Source organism: Streptomyces rimosus subsp. rimosus, from assembly GCF_000720725.1.
GTDB classification, from domain to species: domain Bacteria; phylum Actinomycetota; class Actinomycetes; order Streptomycetales; family Streptomycetaceae; genus Streptomyces; species Streptomyces rimosus_A.
Genome location: NZ_JOCQ01000005.1, coordinates 71,113 through 86,770, shown reverse-complemented (window position 1 = coordinate 86,770; position 15,658 = coordinate 71,113). Strand labels below are relative to the sequence as shown.

Genomic DNA, 15,658 nt, shown 5'->3' with positions numbered 1-15,658 from the left:
GGAAAGCTGGACGGACCTCAGCCCGGGTACGTGCTTACAAGCCCATGTGTGCTGCTCATGGGCCCATGCACGTGCTCATGAGCCGTCGCAGGTTCCCGCCGAGCACCTTCAGGACGTCCTCCTCGGGCAGGCCCCGGCGGATCAACGCCTCGGTGACCAGCGGCATACCGGCCGGGCCTTCCAGGCCCGGGAAGTCGAACAGGGGGTCCTCGTCGTCGGCGTTCTCGCAGCAGGGCGGGGTGACGTCCGCCATGACCTCGCGGATGAAGTCCGACCCGAGGCCGACGTGGTCGATCCCGGCCACGGAGACGACGTGTTCGATGTGGTCGACGACCCGGTCGACGCTCACTTCCGCCTGGTCGTCGGTGAGGAAGTCCGGCACGAAGTTCACGCACACCAGGCCGCCGGTGGCGGCCACACCCCGGATCTGGTCGTCGGTGAGGTTGCGGTGGTGATCCCGCAGGGCGCGGGCACAGGAGTGGGTGGCGATCAGCGGGCGGGTGGCGAGCTCCAGGACGTGGGAGACGCCGCTCGCCCCCAGGTGGGAGATGTCGAAGAGGATGCCCAGGCGTTCCATCTCCTCCAGCGCCCGGACCCCGGAGGCGGTCAGCCGACTGCCGGTGGCGTCCTCCCGGCTGCCGTCCGCGAGCGGAGTACGTCCCCAATGGGCGATCGAGGCGATCCGCACGCCGAGCCGGAACAGGGTGGAGAACAGCTCGACGGAGGCGTCGATGCCCGGCGCGCTCTCCAGGGCGAGTACCAGGGCGATCTTGTTCTCGGCGAGGGCCGCGTCGATGCCGGCACCGTTGCGGCACAGGGCGACCTGATCGGCGTTGGCCTCGGCGAGGACATGGGCACATTCGATCATGCGGAGGGTTTGCCGGAGCGCCCCCTCGGGTCGGTACTGATCGTCGATGAACACCGGCAGGACCTGGATGCCGATACCGCCCTCGCGCAGCTGCGGCAGCCACCGCTCCCGGAAGAAACTGCCCCAGCTCGCCGGGGGGCGGGCGGCAACGGCCATGAGGAGGTCGTTGTGGGCATCGGCCACGACGGCGCGGTGATGCAGGTCCACGGACACGACGGAGCCTTTCGTGTGGAAGTGAGCAGTGGAGGTGAGCAGATGTGACCCGGCCCCCGCCCGAGTAAGGGACACAGCGCCGCGCGGGAAGGACTCAGGCGAGGTCGGACGCGAAATTCAGACTGAACTGCGCCGCAGCGTACGCAGGGCAGACCCCCGGGTTGTTGGTCCGAGGGAACGAACTTGCGGGTCACCTTTTGGGCATGCGGACAATGCCGGGGCATCGAGGGCAGCTGGGAGGGCGCGGCATGGTGGGGCCGGTATTCGGGGCAGCGGGTGCCGTTGTCGAACGCCGCGAGCAGACGCGCCCGCGAACCGGCCGGGGCGGGGGCGGACCGCTCGATGGACTCGGCCAGTTGGCGGCCCGGCAGTCGGCGGCCCGCCCCGGCACGCGGGGCGGGTGTCCCTCACCCGCCGGAGACAAGCCCGGCCAGATGCCGCAGCGAGTTGCTGAGGTGTTCGGGACCGAACGGCGGGAACCGCAGGTACTCCCGGATGGACTGCGGCACCGCCGACCAGTCGTAGGTGAGCGTGACCTCCGTCCCGGACGGGCCGAGCGGCACGAGGTCGTAACGCCAGAACCAGCCGCCGAACTCCAGGCGGCCGTCGTCCTTCTCCTGCCCCGTCAGCCAGCCGATGGCGCTCGGCGGGTCGAGTACCTGGATCTTGTTGGCCACCTGGTAGTCACCGTCCGGGTGATCGGCGTGATACATGGCCATCCGGAAGATCTGCCCCACCGCGGTCAGCGGCGCCCGGTCGACGGGTTCCCGGATCCAGCCGGTGCCGTCGATCGCCGCATGCGCCGTCGGGTCCGCCAGCACCGCGAACACCTTCTCGGCGGGCGCGGCGAGGGTCAGGGTGGCGCTCACGTTCTCCTGGTCCACGATGTGCACGCTCCTCGTCATCTCGTCTCGGACTTCCCGCGGGCGCGGCAAGATGCGGCCATCGTGCCGGGAGGACCGGGAACGCGGTCCCGGCGGGTCAACTCCGCGCCATATCGGCCCAAGAGGTAGGAGCCAGTCCGGTCTGCCGCCGGAAGAAGGTGGTGAAGTTCCCGGTGTCGCGGAATCCGAGGTGGTGTGCGCAGCGGCCGACCGGTAGGTCGGTGTGGGCGAGCAGCCGTTTCGCTTCGAGCAGGATGCGCTGGTCGAGGAATGCCTTGGCGCCGGTTCCGGCGGTGGCGCGGGTCGCGCGGGTGAGGGTCCGTACGTCGTAACCGAGCGCCTTTGCGTAGTCGGCCACTTGGTGCCATTGGGCGAAGTGTTCCTCGACCGCGGTGCGGTAGGCGTGGAAGATCTTGAGCGGCCGGTCCCCGGCGGCGCCGGGGGGCGGCGGGGCGGCCGGCTTGGGGAGTACGCGCAGGAGCAGTGCCGCCAGGAGGTGGGCGAGCAGCGCCGAGGACGCCAGATGCGGTGACCGCACCGCCGCGCGGTGCTCGCGGTCGAGGTGCTCGGCGGCCAGCACGGCCAGCGGGAGGACCGGGGCCGGCAGTTGCCAGCAGGCGGGGGCGGTGACGTTCGCGGTTTCGAGGCCGGGGTCGGGCAGGAAGCCCGGCCGGAAGAGGATCAGAGGGCCGTCGAGACGATCGACGTCGCTCCATCGGTGCACCGCACCGGGCCTGATCCACACGACGCCGCCTTCGTGCAGCCGGTGGTGTCGGAAGTCCGCTTCATGGGCGCCGCTGCCCGAGGTGATCAGAGCGAGGACGTGGAAGTCGGGGCGCTGCAGCTGCGTACGCCGCCTTTCGGTGTCGGCCTTTCGCAGCGCGGCGAAGCTGAGGACCTCCACGCCGTAGGAGGCACCGACGGCGGGGAGATATCGCAGCTGCCGTACCGCAGAGTGTCCGTTTTTCACAAGAGGTCGGTCGCTTTTCCGTAGGGCTGGTGGATGCACCGGCATAGCGTCGTTTTCGTCATCACGATTCGTGGGCAGGACGGACGGCGCTGTCGGCGCGTGTCCCATGGGTTCAGCCACCTGCCGCGGTATTGAGGAGAGGCGCGAGAATGTCGAATTCTACAAATGGTGTGGCTGCGGCTGCCACCAGGGCCGTGGCTGTGGCGGGCGGATCCCTGGACGTACGGATCGGGGGTGGGAGCAGCGGTCCCGCGCTGGTTTTCACGCATTACTGGGGCGGCTCGGCGGGCACCTGGGACGAGGTGGTCCGGTGTCTGCCGCCGGAGCGGACCACGGTCCGTTTCGATCAGCGCGGCTGGGGTGCCTCGCGGGGACTGCCGGGGCCGTACCACCTCGATCAGCTCGCCGACGATCTGCTCAGGATCGTCGAGGCATGCGTCTCGGGGCCTTTCGTCCTCGTCGGCCACTCGATGGGCGGCAAGGTCGGCCAGCTGGCCGCGGCCCGGCGTCCCGCGGGGCTGGCCGGGCTGTTCCTGGTCGCGCCTGCTCCCCCGCTGCCGGCTCCGGCCGTGACCGAGGAGTACCGGCGGGGCCTGTCCCACGCCTACGACTCGCCGGAGGCCGTCGGGCACGCCCTCGATCACGTCCTGACCGCTGTCGCCGTGTCACGGACGGTACGGGACACGGTCGTCCGGGACAGCCTCGCCGCTGCGGCCGATGCCCGTACGGAGTGGCCGCTGCGCGGAATCGCACGGGACGTCACCGGGGAAGCCCGCCGCATCGCCGCCCCTGTGGCGGTGCTGGCCGGGGAGCACGACAAGGTCGAGCCGCCCAGCGTACTGCGCGAGTGCCTGCTGCCATACGTTCCGCACGCGACCATGACCACCGTCCCCGGGGCCGGGCACCTGCTGCCTCTGGAGGCTCCCGAGGCGGTCGCCGAAGCCCTGGGCGAATTCCTCGCTGCCGTCGGCGAGTAGGCAGGAGGACCAGGAGGGCGTGACGCGAGGACCGGGAGGGCGTGCTCGCGCTCGCTCACCAGGCGCGGCAGGCCCTCCGCTCGCTCACGACGTGCGGCGAGCCCTCCAGAGGTCGCGGAGCAGCGCGATCTCGGCCATGTGGTGGATGAATTCGAGGCAGGTGCCCGACAGTACGGCGATGTAGGGGTTGTCGGGGTCGGAGCTGTACGGGTACTGGGAGAAGCCGACCGTGTCGAGCTGCTCGTCGGTGACGGCGCCCACGCTGTCGCGCCAGCGGTCGATCAGCTCCCAGAACCGTTCGACCGCGACGGCGGCGCGGGGGCTGAAGTCGACGAGCAGTTTCGGCTCCTGACGCCGTTCGCCGAAGGTCCACTCCCATTGGCCCGCCAGGTGGAAGTGGAGGTGCCCCAGCCGCCACGCGATGGTGGTGACCGGTGTGTCGTCGGGCTCCGGGACCCCGGTGTGGGCGAGGACCTGCCCGACCCGTTCGACGCCCACGCCCCAGTCGTCTGCGATCTTGGTGACGGACATCCCGCCGGCGGCCTGCCGGGCGATCTCGGCGTACTCGCTCGCCGGGATGTCCGGGGCGCCCAGGTCGAGCAGCCATTCGCCCGGCCCGAACGCCCTGGGCGTCGACGCCTCGCCCCGGCGCCGGATCGACCAGCACCCGGGCACCGGCTCCCACAGGTACTCCGCGTCGCCCAGCCCCGTCAGCCGTACCTGGGCCATCTCCCTGGCCTGGTCGAACTGGGCGAGCAGCACGCCCAGACGGTCGGTCCGTACGCCCTCCGGCTCCATGCCGGCCCCCTTCGCGGTCGCCTCGCGCTGCATGGTGGACCGAGGCTAGCGACGTACCTCACCGGCCGCGACGGATTTCCTCGCCCGCCGGATCACGCGCAGCGGCCGGAACGGCCCGCCGCGTTCAGCGCAGCGCCGCGTAGGTCCCGGCCGCGGTGAACGCCTCGCCGATCGGCGTGATGAGCGAGGCGAGCCGGCGGGCGCCCGCGTCGCCGACCGGCGCCCACAGCGCGGCGCAGTGCTCGTCGGTCTCGGCCTCGATCCGCTCGCGTGCCGCGGCGCCGGCATCGGTTGCGGTGCCGTCGGCGTCGAGCCAGCCGCGCGCGACGAGACGTGCCGTCGCCGCGGCCCACTCCTCGTCGTTCCAGCGGCGGGTCGTACGCAGGATGCCGACCGGGGCGCGGCCCGTCGCGGCGTGCATGACGAGGCAGTCGCACGGCCCGAGGCGATGGCCGGCGAGCACGCTCAGATGGGCGTCGCCGCGCCATTCGCGCAGTACGGTGATCTGCTGCCACAGCGCGACGAGCGGATCGGCCGGGAGCGCGACCGAGGCGTTCGCGGCGGCCAGCGGCTTGCCCGCGTAGTCGGCGCCGGCGACCACCGGGTCGATCAGCGACCGCGCTTGCGCGATCTGTCCGGCCGTGAGTCCTGTGCCGACGCGTCGCAGCGCGCGGTCGGCGGCGACGAAGCGGGCGGCCTGCCACCGCTCGGGGGACGCGGCGTCCCACACGCCCGTCATGGACCGCACCGATCTGGGGCTGAAGTTGTAGAAGGCCGCGAGTACGACCTGCCACGGGACCGCGCCCATCGCGGCCGACCGGAACGCGAGGTACGCCGGTTCGCGGTCGGTCACGCCGAGCTTCGCGGCCTCCTCCGCGGTTTCGGGGACGAGGTAGATGAACAGGTGGGCCGCGTTGACGGCGAGGCTGACCTCGCGTATGGCGGCCGTGTCCATGCGCCCGGTGGTCGGGTGGGCATGGCCGGAGAGGGTGGTCGGAGGCATCGCGGTTGTTCTCCTGGTGAGGTGTGGGAACGCCGTCGGGGCCCGGGGGCCCGCCGCCATCGCGGCGAGCCCCCGGCCGTGGCCCTCGGGCAGGTATCTCGGCGGTGGCCGTCAGGCGGCTATCTCGGCGGTGGCCGTCAGCACCGCGCGGCCGAGTATGTGGCCGGCCATCGTGAAGCCGAGGACGGCCGGGGTGGCGTCGGCCGGGACGCCGATGGACTCGACGTCGAGGGCGTGCACCACGACGAAGTAGCGGTGCGGGCCGTGTCCGGCGGGCGGGGCGGCGCCGATGAAGCGGGCGGCGCGGGCGTCGTTGGGGAGTTGGAAGGCGCCCCCGGGCAGGCCCGAACCGGTGTCGTCGCCCGCGCCCTCGGGCAGTTCGGTGACGGTGGCGGGGATGTCGGCGACCGCCCAGTGCCAGAAGCCGGAGCCGGTGGGGGCGTCCGGGTCGTACACCGTCACGGCGTAGCTCCTGGTGCCTTCCGGGGCGCCGCTCCACGACAGCTGCGGGGAGCGGTCCCGGCCGCCGGGGACGCCGGCGGAGAACTGCTCGGCGGACCAGGCGGCGCCGTCGGTGACCGTGGTGCTGGTGACGGTGAAGGCGGCTGCCTCGGGGAGGCGGGCGAACGGGTCGTTGGCGCTCATCGCGTCGTTCCTTTCGACGTGCGGCCGCGGCCGGAGCCGTGACCGTGGCCGGTCATGGTGACGGCGGCCATGGGGCGTGGCGGATGCTCCGCAACGCCTCGACGCATCGACGATAACACCAATAATCGATTATCGGATCGACCGTCTATGCTGATGGTCATGACACAGACCGCCGCCTCCACCCCCTCCGCGGGAAAACAGATGCTTTCCGAGCAGGTCTACACACGCCTGCGGGACGCGATCATGCGTGGGGACCACGCCCCCGGAGAGGCCCTCAAGCCGCAGGAACTGGCCAGGGAACAGGGGGTGAGCCTGGCCGTCGTACGCGAGGCGCTGGTGCGGGTGGTCGGGGACGGCCTCGCCGACCGGCTGCACAACCGCGGCTTCGCCGTCCCCGCCTTCTCCGACCGCCGCTGGCAGGAGATCGCCGAAGCGCGGCGCACCGTCGAGCCGGTCGTGCTGCGCATGTCCGTCGAGCGCGGCGACCTCGACTGGGAGGCCCGCGTACGGGCCGCCCACCACCGCCTGGCCCGCACCCCGGCGTACGTGGCGGAGGAGGGCCGCCACTACAGCAGCGCCTGGTCCGAGGCCCACCGGGTTTTCCACCGCACGCTGCTGGAGGGGTGCGGCAACCCCGTCCTGCTGGAGACCTTCGACCGCATGTGGACCGCGAGCGAACTGGCCCGCCGCTGGTCGGCGCACCGCAACCCCGACCGGGACGGCGCCGACGAGCACCGCCGGCTGGAGGAGGCGGCGCTGGCCCGCGACGCCGACACCGCGGCCGCGGTCCTGGCCCAGCACCTCGGCCTGACCGCGAGCGCGCTGACCGACGACCACCCCGAACCCCGGGGTGACGGCACGTCACACGGCACCCGGGCCTAGAGACCTCTCTTCCTGGAGCCCTCTCTTCGAGGCCCCCCTCACCACCCCACCGGAATCTCGGCCGCCATGATCGCCATGCGGTTCGGGAGCCAGGGGACCTCGGCCGGCGGCACCGCCAGGTGGATGTCCGGTAGGCGGTCGAGGAGGCCCCGGAAGGCGATGTCGGACTGACGGCGGACCAGGTGGGCGCCGGGGCAGTGGTGACGGCCGTAACCGAAGCGCAGGTGGGGGTTGGGTGAGCGGGTGGGGTCGAAGGTCTTCGGCTCGCGGAACGCGGTGGAGTCGTAGTTGACCGCGTCCAGGGAGAGCAGGACCATGTCGCCCTTTTTGACCTGGGACGGGCCGATCCGCGCGTCGGCGGTGACGAAGCGGGGAATCGCGTTGCCCAGGACGACGCTGCACCGCAACAGCTCCTCCACGCACTGCGGCATGCTCTCCGGTTCGGCGCGCACCGCGCTGACGGCATCGGGGTGCTGGAGCAGGTTGAAGGCCGCGACGCCCAGGAAGCTCGCGAAGTCCTCGTAGCCGCTGACGAAGAGAACGGTCACGATGTTCGACAGCTGCCGCTCCGTCAGCCCTTGGTGTGCGGCGTTGAGGTCGGCCAGGCGGTCCACGAGGCCGCGTGGTGCGCCGGGGCGGCGGGCGGTCATGTGCGCGGCCATGTAGCCGCGGATCTCCTCCCAGTTGCGGGCGAGCTCCCCGGGGGTGGGGGTGACCATGGTCAGGTCCAGGTCCGCCCGTTCGGCGAGCCAGGCGCGGTCCTCGAAGGGCAGGCCGAGGAGCCGGCACATGCACTGGGCGGCGACCCACTCCGCGAAATGGCGTTGGAGGTCGCCGGGGGCGCCCTCGCGGACCATCGCGTCCAGCCCTTCGGCGGTGACCCGCGCGACCCAATCGGCGGGCAGATCGGGCTGGTCGCGGCCGAGGGAGCGGAGCACTTCGGCGCGCAGTCCGGCCTGCTGGAGGTGGTTCATGGCGTCGAGCAGTTCGGGCGCGAGGATCGGTGCGTCCTGGGCGGGGCTGTCCGCCTCGGCCAGGACGGAGCGGGCGAACGCACGGTCCCGCAGTACGTGCTGGGCCAGCCCGTAGTCGGTCACCAGCCACGCCTGCTCACCGGAGTTGGTGCTGACCCGGGCCACGGGGCAGCGGCTGCGCAGCTCGTCGAGCTCGGGAGCGAGCCGGTCGCCCCGGGTGCTGAAGGGGTAGTGCGGAAGGGGCTCGTCGTACGGGGTTCCGTCGGGCGCGGACGCTTGGGGCTGCGCGGTTCGGTTCTCAGTGGTCACGTGGTGCGGATCTCTTTCCTGGAATGGCCGGAATTGCCGAAGCTGCCGGCATCACCGTCGTGGCCGGCGTTGCCGGTGGAAGACCGGCGGTACCGGTCGTACGGCAGGCTCACCAGCGCACCGGGAGCCGGGCCGGTGCGCGCAGCGGGGTGGATTCGTCCCAGGGGATGGTCTCCGCCGGGACGGCCAGTTCGATGCCGGGCAGCCGTTCCAGCAGCACCTGGACGGCGATTCCGAGCTGCATGCGGGTCAGGTGTCCGCCGGTGCAGGCGTGGGGGCCGTGTCCGAACGCGAGGTGCGCGTTGGGGGCCCGCGTCAGGTCGAGGCGGTCGGGTTCGGCGAAGGCTTCCGGGTCGCGGTTGGCGGACGCCGGTACGGGCACGACCGCGTCCCCGGCGCGGATGTGCTGTCCGTGGAGGGTGAAGTCCTCGGTGGCGACGAGGATGTTGATGGCGTTCATGAGCGGGACGTACCGCAGCAGTTCCTCCACCGCGGTGCCGGTCCGCTCGGGCGCCTCGCGCAGCGCCTTCAGCTGCTCGGGACGGGTGAGCAGCGCGAGCAGCGCATTGCCCGTGTGCTGGATGTTGGTCTTGTAACCGGCCATGAGCATGGTGACGACGAAGCTGACGACGTCGTCGCGGGTGATCCCGCTGTCCGGCCGGCGGGCCTGTGCCAGCAGCAGCCGTATGTAGTCCTCGTCCTCGCCGTCCGTCTTCTCCTTGCGGGCGATGAGGTCGCCCGCATAGTCCTGCAGCGCGTACAGGGCCGCGAGTACCTCCTCCATCGTCAGACCGGAGGCGCCGAGGAGCGCGAGGGTGTGCGGCAGGTAGATCCCGCGGTCCTCGTACGGCAGGCCGACGGTCGCGCACAGCACCCGCAGCGGCAGCGGCTCGGCGTAGGAGGCGACGAGGTCCGCCACTCCCCCGTCGGCCCCGGCCACCATCGTGTCGAGGAGTTCCTCCGCCATCGCCCGGACGCGGGGTTCCATGAAGGCGAGCCGTCGCCTGCCGAACAGCGGCAGGACGGCACGGCGCACGCGTTCGTGGTGGGCGCCGGTCATCTCCAGGAAGGTGGGCAGGCACGGCGGCGGGGCGTCGCTCCCCTCCCGGGGCGGCCAGGCCGACAGCAGCGGCCGTACGAGCCGGGGGTCGGCGAACGCGGCGCGCGCGTCCTCGTAGCGGCTGATCAGCCAGCCCGTCTCGCCGTTGGGCAGCTGCGCCCTGACCACGGGTGCCTCGGCCCGCAGGCGGGCGTAGGCGCACGGCGGTCCCGCGGTACCGGGCTCGGCCTCCGGGACCGGTATGAGGGCTTCGTGATGGTTCATACGGTGTGCTCCGATCCCGGCGCGGAGGTGTGGGGCGTGGCGTACGACTTGCCGTGGACCGGTGCGGGTTCGGGCCGGGTGAGGTAGCCGGAGGTGAAGAAGTACTCCAGGTACCGGTCCAGCAGTGTGGCGTCGACCGGCGGGCAGTGCAGTCCGCTGCCGGCCAGCGCCTCCTCGGCGTTGCGCCGCCCCAGGGCGGGGAAGGTGCCCGCGAGGTACATCTCCTTGACGGACATGTCGGCGTTGCGGCTGCGGTCCACGCACAGGGACACGAACGGCGCCGTGGCGCTCGTCGGGTTCTCCGCGACGTGCCGCACCAGCTCGCCGACCCACTGGTCGTACGGCAGTACGCGCAGGGTGAACCCCGCGGCGCGCATCCGGTCGAGGAGGTCGGACAGCATGGCCGGGCGGGGGTTGGTCAGGTGGTACACCCGGCCGTCGGCGCGGCGGCGGGTGGCGATGTGGACCACGGACTCGGCGAGGTGGTCGACGGGGACGAAGTCCATCGGCAGCTCGATGTCGGGGGCCAGCCCGGTCTCGGCGATCATCTTGATCAGCGAGCAGATGGCCGTCTCGGTGTTGCAGGCGCCGTGCGTACGGTCGCCCGTCACCTCGTACGGCCGGTGCACGGCCACCGGCAGCCCCTGCGCGGACGCGTGGCGCAGCACCCCTTCGGCGACCCACTTGCTCTCCGCGTAGCCCATCGTCAGCCCGTCGGCGTGGGCGAGCGGCAGGTCCTCGTCCACCTCGCCCACCCCGGCGGTGCCGAATCCGGCGACGACGGCGACGGTCGAGACGAAGTGCACCGGCACCCGGCGGGGCGCCGCGATGCGGATGACCTCGCGGGTGCCGTCGACGTTGGCCGGGCGCAGCTGCTCGTAGGGGTAGAGGAAGTTGACCCGCGCGCCGTTGTGCACGACCAGGTCCAGGCTGCGGGCCAGGGCTTCGGCGTGGTCGGCGTCGAGCCCGAGCCGCGGCTGGGCCAGGTCGCCGGGGAAGCACTCCACGCGCTGCCAGTCGGCCTCGTCGAGGTGCAGCCCGTAGCGGGAGAGCGCGGTGTGCACCCGCTGCCGGGCGTGGGCCGGGGTCGTCGCCCGTACGGGGCAGTGGACGCGGGCGGCCGTCGCGCGCAGCAGTCGGTGCAGCAGGAAGCCGCCGACGAAGCCCGAAGCGCCGGTGAGCAGGACGTTCTTCGGGTCGTGCGGATGCGGTGCCGGGCCTTGGGCGGGCGGGAGGGCGAAGCCGAGTTCGCTTTCCCGGACGAAGTCGACGGCCGGCTGCCCGTCCGCTTTCCCGCCGGAGCCGCCCCGGGCCTCGTCCACGGCGGCGGTGAAGCTTTCGAGGGTGGGCGCGGCCAGCAGGGCCCTGATGAGCGAGGAGCCGAGGGCGGCGTCGAGGCCGAGCACGGCGAGGGTGCGGGTGACGGTCTCCGAGGCGAGCAGGGAGTCGCCGCCCAGGAGGAAGAAGTCGTCCTGGGGCGTGGGCCGTACGCGCAGCACCCGCTGCCACACTTCGGCCAGGACGCCGAGCAGGCCCTCGGCCTTCGGCTCGTCCGTGGCCTGCGCCGCTACGGCGCCGCTGCCCGGGACCGGACGGGGTGCGGCGGATTTCAGGCGGGCGCGGTCGGTCTTTCCGCCGCTGGTCACCGGGAAGCGGTCCAGGGGCACCAGCTCCGGGACGGCCTGCGGGGGCAGCCACTGGGCGCAGTACGCGCGCAAGGCGGACAGCGGCAACAGGCCGCCGGGGGCGGTGGCCGTGAGGTACGCGGTCAGGGAGCCCGAGTCGGCTTCGACGGCTGCTTCACCGACCTCGGGGTGGGCTCGTAATCGGGCCTCTATCTCGTCGAGTTCGATGCGTATGCCGCGCAGCTTGACTTGGCGGTCGGCCCGGCCGCGGTACTCCAGCTGTCCGTCGGCGTGCCGTACGGCCCGGTCGCCGGTCCGGTACAGGGGGCCGCCCGGCTCCACGGCAGAGAGCGAGACGAAGCGTTCGGCGGTCAGTTGCGGGTCGCCGAGGTATCCCAGGGCCAGCCCGTCCCCGCCCACGTACAGCTCCCCCTCCTCCCCCGGCCGCGTGGCCGAGCCGTCGGGGCGTACGACGTGGCAGGTGGAGGCGCCGAAAGGGCGGCCCAGGGGGACGTGTGCCGCGTCGTCGGGAAGGGGGCTGAGCACATGGGCGGTGGAGACGACGGCGTTCTCGGTCGGGCCGTAGAAGTTGACGACGGTGGTGCCGGGGCAGGCCGCGAGGACGGCGTTCGCCAGGCGCGGGTCCATCGCCTCCCCGCCCGCGGAGACGAAGCGCAGCCGGGCCAGCGCCTCGGGGCGGGTCCGGGCCACGAGGTGGAAGACGCTCGTGGTCAGATACGCCACGGTGACGCCGTGCTCATGGATCAGCCGCTCCAGCGCGGCGGGCGAGAGCAGTTCCTCCCGGTCGGCGATCACCAGGCAGGCGCCGGTGAGCAGCGCGCCCCAGATCTCGATCGTCGAGGCGTCGGAGGACAGGCCGTAGGCGTGCAGTACCCCGTCCCCCGGTGCGGGCGGGGGTATCTCGGCGTCGGACAGGACCAGGCGGACCACGCCGCGGTGGGAGATCGCGACGGGCTTGGGGCGGCCGGTCGTACCGGAGGTGAACGCCACGTAGGCGCAGTCGGTGGCGGAGCCGGGGTGGGGCGGGCCGGTCCGGGGCGCCGCCGGGCCGGCGGGCCGGTCGAGGGAGCCGGCCTCGACCGACGCGCGTAAGCCGCGCACCCGGCGGGTGCTGCCCGGCAAGGTGACCGCGATCCGCAGTCCCGCGTCCTCGGCCATGGCCCGCAGCCGGGCCGGTGGCAGGTCCTCGTCGAGCGGTACGTACGCGCAGCCGGCCTTGAGGATGCCCACCAGCGCCACCAGCGCCTCCAGCGAGCGGCTGCCGCACACGCCGATCAGGTCACCGGGCCGGGCCCCGCAGGCGGTCAGGCGCGCCGCCAAGGCGTCGGCGCGGGCGTCGAGCTGCCCGTAGGTCACGGTGCGTTCCCCGTGCCGGGCCGCCGGGGCGTGCGGCCGCGCCGCCGCCTGCGCCTCGAACAGCTCCTGGATACGGCTGTTCCGGGGGTAGCCGGACGCGGGCGCGCCGGAGGCCGCCTGGGCCGCGGGCCGGAACAGCGGGCGTATCGGAGCGTAGACGTCGGTCATCAAGTCCCTCTCGCTTCAACGGCTTTCGTACGGTGCGTACGGTGCTGCGATGCGCAGGCGGGCGCGCTCAGCCCGTGGCGCCGCTCTCGCCGGGGCCCTCGGCGGCGGCCCCCTCGGCGAAGTCCGCCGCGAAGGCGGCGAAGTCGGCGCTGCGCCAGCGCTGTGGGCGCATGCGGAAGACGACGTCGTCCTTGAGCTGGTCCGCGGTCGCCGCCAGGTAGGCGCGCGCCTCCTCGGCGTCCAGGTACCGGTGGGCCAGGGCTTCGCGTACGGCCGGGTCCACCGGGGCCTCCGCCGTGACGGGCCCTTCGACGCTGACGAACCGGTACGGGCGCCCCTCGTCCTGCGCGCAGAGGCTGAACCGCCCTACGGAGCGCAGCAGTTGGGCCTTGACGGTCTGGCGGCCCGTCTCGACCACGATCTCGCCGCCGGGCTCGTAGCCGTACCAGACCGGCACGATCAGAGGCGCCCGGCCGCCGCTTCTGGTGTCGACGACGCCCAGGACACCGACGCGCGGTTCGGCGAGGAAGCGTTCACGGTCGTGGCGCGCCATGGCGGGCAGCATGGAAGAGCTCTCCTCCGGGTCGGGAAGTGCGGCCGAAGTGGTCCTGTTGCGAGGGGGCCGCCGCGATAACAATCTTGAGAACGAGGGGATCACTCCCCGGCCGAATGCCCGCCAAACATACGCTTTGAGCGGTTTTGAGCCGCTTCGCAGCGGCGTGACGGGAGGGACGTACGGGGTGCCCGGCGGCCGGAAACCGTGGCCGGGGAGGCGCCGCGATCGCCTCGTCCCGTACGGGGGTTACCGGCGGTGCGGCGCCGTCCCGCGCGGCGGCGGGAAAGCCGTCGGCCCGGCGGAGGACGCGCGGAACGGCGAACTGTCAGGGCTGAAACGCATGCCCGGCGCGGCCCCGTCGGGCACGCCGAGGTCGGCTCGATCGGTGCCGTCGGTGGACGTGAGAGGCGTCACGCCGGACGGGAAACGCATGGCCCGCAGCGCTCAACTCGTGGAACAGGCAGGGCACGCGGCCCGGTCGGGGTTGCGGCGGCGGCGCCCGCAGACGCACCAGGGCCAGTCGAGGCATTCGGGGCACTGGGTGTGCGGGGAGGTGACGGGCCGTCCGCAGGTGCCGCCGCGGCCGGCGCATTCCTGGATCGGGGGCCGGTAGCTGACGGCGTCGGCGAGCGAGCGTGCCGCGGCAGGCTTCGGCTCGGCCCCCTCGTCGTCCGCGGCGGGCTCGTCGCGCCGGGAGGACAGCAGCCATCCGCCCCGGCAGACCGGGCACGGTACGTCGTCACGGTCGGGCCGCTCCGGCGGAGCCGGCAACCAGCCGTCCTCGCACCGGCCGTTGCAGGCGGTGGGCGTCAGCAGCCACACCGCGACATCGTCGGGCCCGTACCCGTCACGGCGCCCGTCACCGTCCCGCCTGAGCGGACGGCCGGCCCAGCCCTGCCACCAGCGTCGCTCGACGCGGGCCGCGATCCGGGCGGCGGGATGCCGCTGGAGTTCGTCGTGGACGAGGTCGACAACAGCGGGCGGGACGGCGCCCCCACAGGCGAGCACCAGCTTGTCGGGCAGCGCGGCCAACACCGCCCGCAGCGGGTCTCTCGCACTCGCCGCAGTCTGGCACGCGTCGCACTGGTCCCGGTCCCAGGAGCGCGGGAAGTAGGTCCGCGCCCACTTGCGGCGGCGGTCCCTGCGCTTGCCGGGCTCGACATGCGTAACGCCGGAGGCGTACGCGGGACGCTGCGGCAACGGTCCGGCGCAGGTACGGCAGCGGTCCCGACAGGCACGGCAGCGCTCGCCGTTGGAGGTGGGCGCCTGACAGCCGGGACATTCCCTGCGGCACACCGCGCACAGGTGATCCTCGGGGTGGGGCTGGGCCAGCCACCGGTGCTCGCCCTGGCAGCGTACGCAGCGGCGGGTGTCGGTCTCCTCCCGGTGGGTGGCCAGAACGGGCCGTCCCGGGCACTGGTCGCAGCGGATGACGGCCCGGTCGGCGGACGGACGCAAGAACGTGCTCATGCGGCACTCCCGGCATCGGAGTGGGCGAATTGACCAGCGTAGCGGGTGGCGGGGGCGTGCCGGGGGGCGAGGGCGGTGGCGGGGGCGGCTCGGTGTCGATACTGGTTCACGTACGCGACCGGGAGGCGCACGCCGCCGGCCGCCCTTGCGGATTGCGCCCGGACGCTGAACACCGCAGCTAGATGACCACTTTCTCCTCGCTGACCATGACGGCCACGGAACTCAGGTCGATGAACTTTGCTTCATCCGGGTTGACCAGCTTCCGGTAGTTCTCGGAGGCGAAAAAGGCGTCATGGTCCTCCCAGCTGCCGAACCAGATCTCCGTCAGGCCGTCATAGGCCGGGCTCGGGTAGTTCTCGGCGTGCACCGGGTGGGACACGGCGTACTTCTTCACGTAGCGCCGCGCCTCGGGAATGGAGGCGAACAACGGGGCGTGCCGATCCCTGTGGTACTCGACGAATGCCTCGAAAGACATTCCCTCGATGCGGTTGATCATGAAGGCGAACTTGAGCACTGGCTTCTTCTTTCTTTCTCGGAGAGCCGCGTCGGCGTTCGGACGTCCGGGGCGGCAGGCCGCGCGACCGCAGGAGTTAACCTAAACGCTCACATCGATGT

Annotated in this window: 14 protein-coding genes; 2 read left to right on the top strand and 12 right to left on the bottom strand. The window is 72.5% G+C overall.

Translation table 11 applies throughout. The features are described 5' to 3' along the window. Positions 1–55: 55 nt before the first annotated feature. The 3 genes from IH45_RS0104185 to IH45_RS0104175 form a co-directional block, all read right to left on the bottom strand. Positions 56–1,081: a dipeptidase gene (locus IH45_RS0104185; protein ID WP_030661472.1), complete on the bottom strand. Its 1,026-nt coding sequence runs from the start codon at positions 1,079–1,081 to the stop codon at positions 56–58. 407 nt (positions 1,082–1,488) lie between these two features. Next, a complete protein-coding gene (locus tag IH45_RS0104180; RefSeq protein ID WP_234440417.1) occupies positions 1,489–1,986 on the bottom strand; it encodes an SRPBCC family protein in 498 nt (165 codons plus the stop codon). Positions 1,987–2,062: 76 nt separating this feature from the next. Then, positions 2,063–2,935: a helix-turn-helix domain-containing protein gene (locus IH45_RS0104175; protein ID WP_030661466.1), complete on the bottom strand. Its 873-nt coding sequence runs from the start codon at positions 2,933–2,935 to the stop codon at positions 2,063–2,065. 149 nt (positions 2,936–3,084) lie between these two features. Here IH45_RS0104175 and IH45_RS0104170 point away from each other — a divergent pair, with 149 nt between their 5' ends. After that, complete coding sequence (locus IH45_RS0104170; RefSeq protein ID WP_078897216.1) at positions 3,085–3,912, top strand: alpha/beta fold hydrolase; 828 nt, start codon at positions 3,085–3,087, stop codon at positions 3,910–3,912. Positions 3,913–3,996: 84 nt separating this feature from the next. Here the strand turns inward: IH45_RS0104170 and IH45_RS0104165 are convergent, their stop codons facing one another. The 3 genes from IH45_RS0104165 to IH45_RS0104155 form a co-directional block, all read right to left on the bottom strand. After that, positions 3,997–4,710 carry a DinB family protein gene (locus IH45_RS0104165; RefSeq protein ID WP_030661460.1) on the bottom strand — a complete coding sequence of 238 codons (714 nt, stop codon included), beginning with the start codon at positions 4,708–4,710 and terminating at the stop codon, positions 3,997–3,999. Positions 4,711–4,834: 124 nt separating this feature from the next. Then, positions 4,835–5,665 (bottom strand): SCO6745 family protein, encoded by an 831-nt coding sequence (locus IH45_RS0104160; RefSeq protein WP_107058567.1) that lies wholly within the window; start codon positions 5,663–5,665, stop codon positions 4,835–4,837. 159 nt (positions 5,666–5,824) lie between these two features. After that, complete coding sequence (locus tag IH45_RS0104155; RefSeq protein ID WP_030661454.1) at positions 5,825–6,358, bottom strand: YbhB/YbcL family Raf kinase inhibitor-like protein; 534 nt, start codon at positions 6,356–6,358, stop codon at positions 5,825–5,827. A 159-nt stretch (positions 6,359–6,517) separates the two neighbouring features. On the opposite strand from IH45_RS0104155, the gene IH45_RS0104150 reads away from it, so the two are divergent. Then, positions 6,518–7,240: a GntR family transcriptional regulator gene (locus tag IH45_RS0104150; protein ID WP_030661450.1), complete on the top strand. Its 723-nt coding sequence runs from the start codon at positions 6,518–6,520 to the stop codon at positions 7,238–7,240. A 38-nt stretch (positions 7,241–7,278) separates the two neighbouring features. Here the strand turns inward: IH45_RS0104150 and IH45_RS1000000150585 are convergent, their stop codons facing one another. The 6 genes from IH45_RS1000000150585 to IH45_RS0104115 all read right to left on the bottom strand — a co-directional run bounded on the left by IH45_RS1000000150585 (position 7,279) and on the right by IH45_RS0104115 (position 15,557). After that, on the bottom strand, positions 7,279–8,523 hold the full coding sequence (locus IH45_RS1000000150585) for a cytochrome P450 (protein WP_030661447.1): 1,245 nt from the start codon (positions 8,521–8,523) through the stop codon (positions 7,279–7,281). A gap of 109 nt (positions 8,524–8,632) precedes the next feature. After that, on the bottom strand, positions 8,633–9,847 hold the full coding sequence (locus IH45_RS0104135; protein ID WP_030661444.1) for a cytochrome P450 family protein: 1,215 nt from the start codon (positions 9,845–9,847) through the stop codon (positions 8,633–8,635). Further along, positions 9,844–13,017 (bottom strand): amino acid adenylation domain-containing protein, encoded by a 3,174-nt coding sequence (locus tag IH45_RS0104130; protein WP_030661441.1) that lies wholly within the window; start codon positions 13,015–13,017, stop codon positions 9,844–9,846. The genes IH45_RS0104135 and IH45_RS0104130 overlap by 4 nt, the downstream gene beginning before the upstream one ends. Positions 13,018–13,084: 67 nt before the next feature. Beyond that, the gene (locus IH45_RS0104125; protein WP_032916758.1) at positions 13,085–13,582 is read right to left on the bottom strand and encodes a pyridoxamine 5'-phosphate oxidase family protein; all 498 of its coding nucleotides are present in this window, start codon (positions 13,580–13,582) and stop codon (positions 13,085–13,087) included. A gap of 435 nt (positions 13,583–14,017) precedes the next feature. Further along, complete coding sequence (locus tag IH45_RS0104120) at positions 14,018–15,043, bottom strand: hypothetical protein (protein WP_030661434.1); 1,026 nt, start codon at positions 15,041–15,043, stop codon at positions 14,018–14,020. A 178-nt stretch (positions 15,044–15,221) separates the two neighbouring features. Then, positions 15,222–15,557, bottom strand: a complete 336-nt coding sequence (locus IH45_RS0104115; protein WP_030661431.1) for an EthD domain-containing protein — start codon at positions 15,555–15,557, stop codon at positions 15,222–15,224. Between the last annotated feature and the right edge of the window lie 101 nt (positions 15,558–15,658).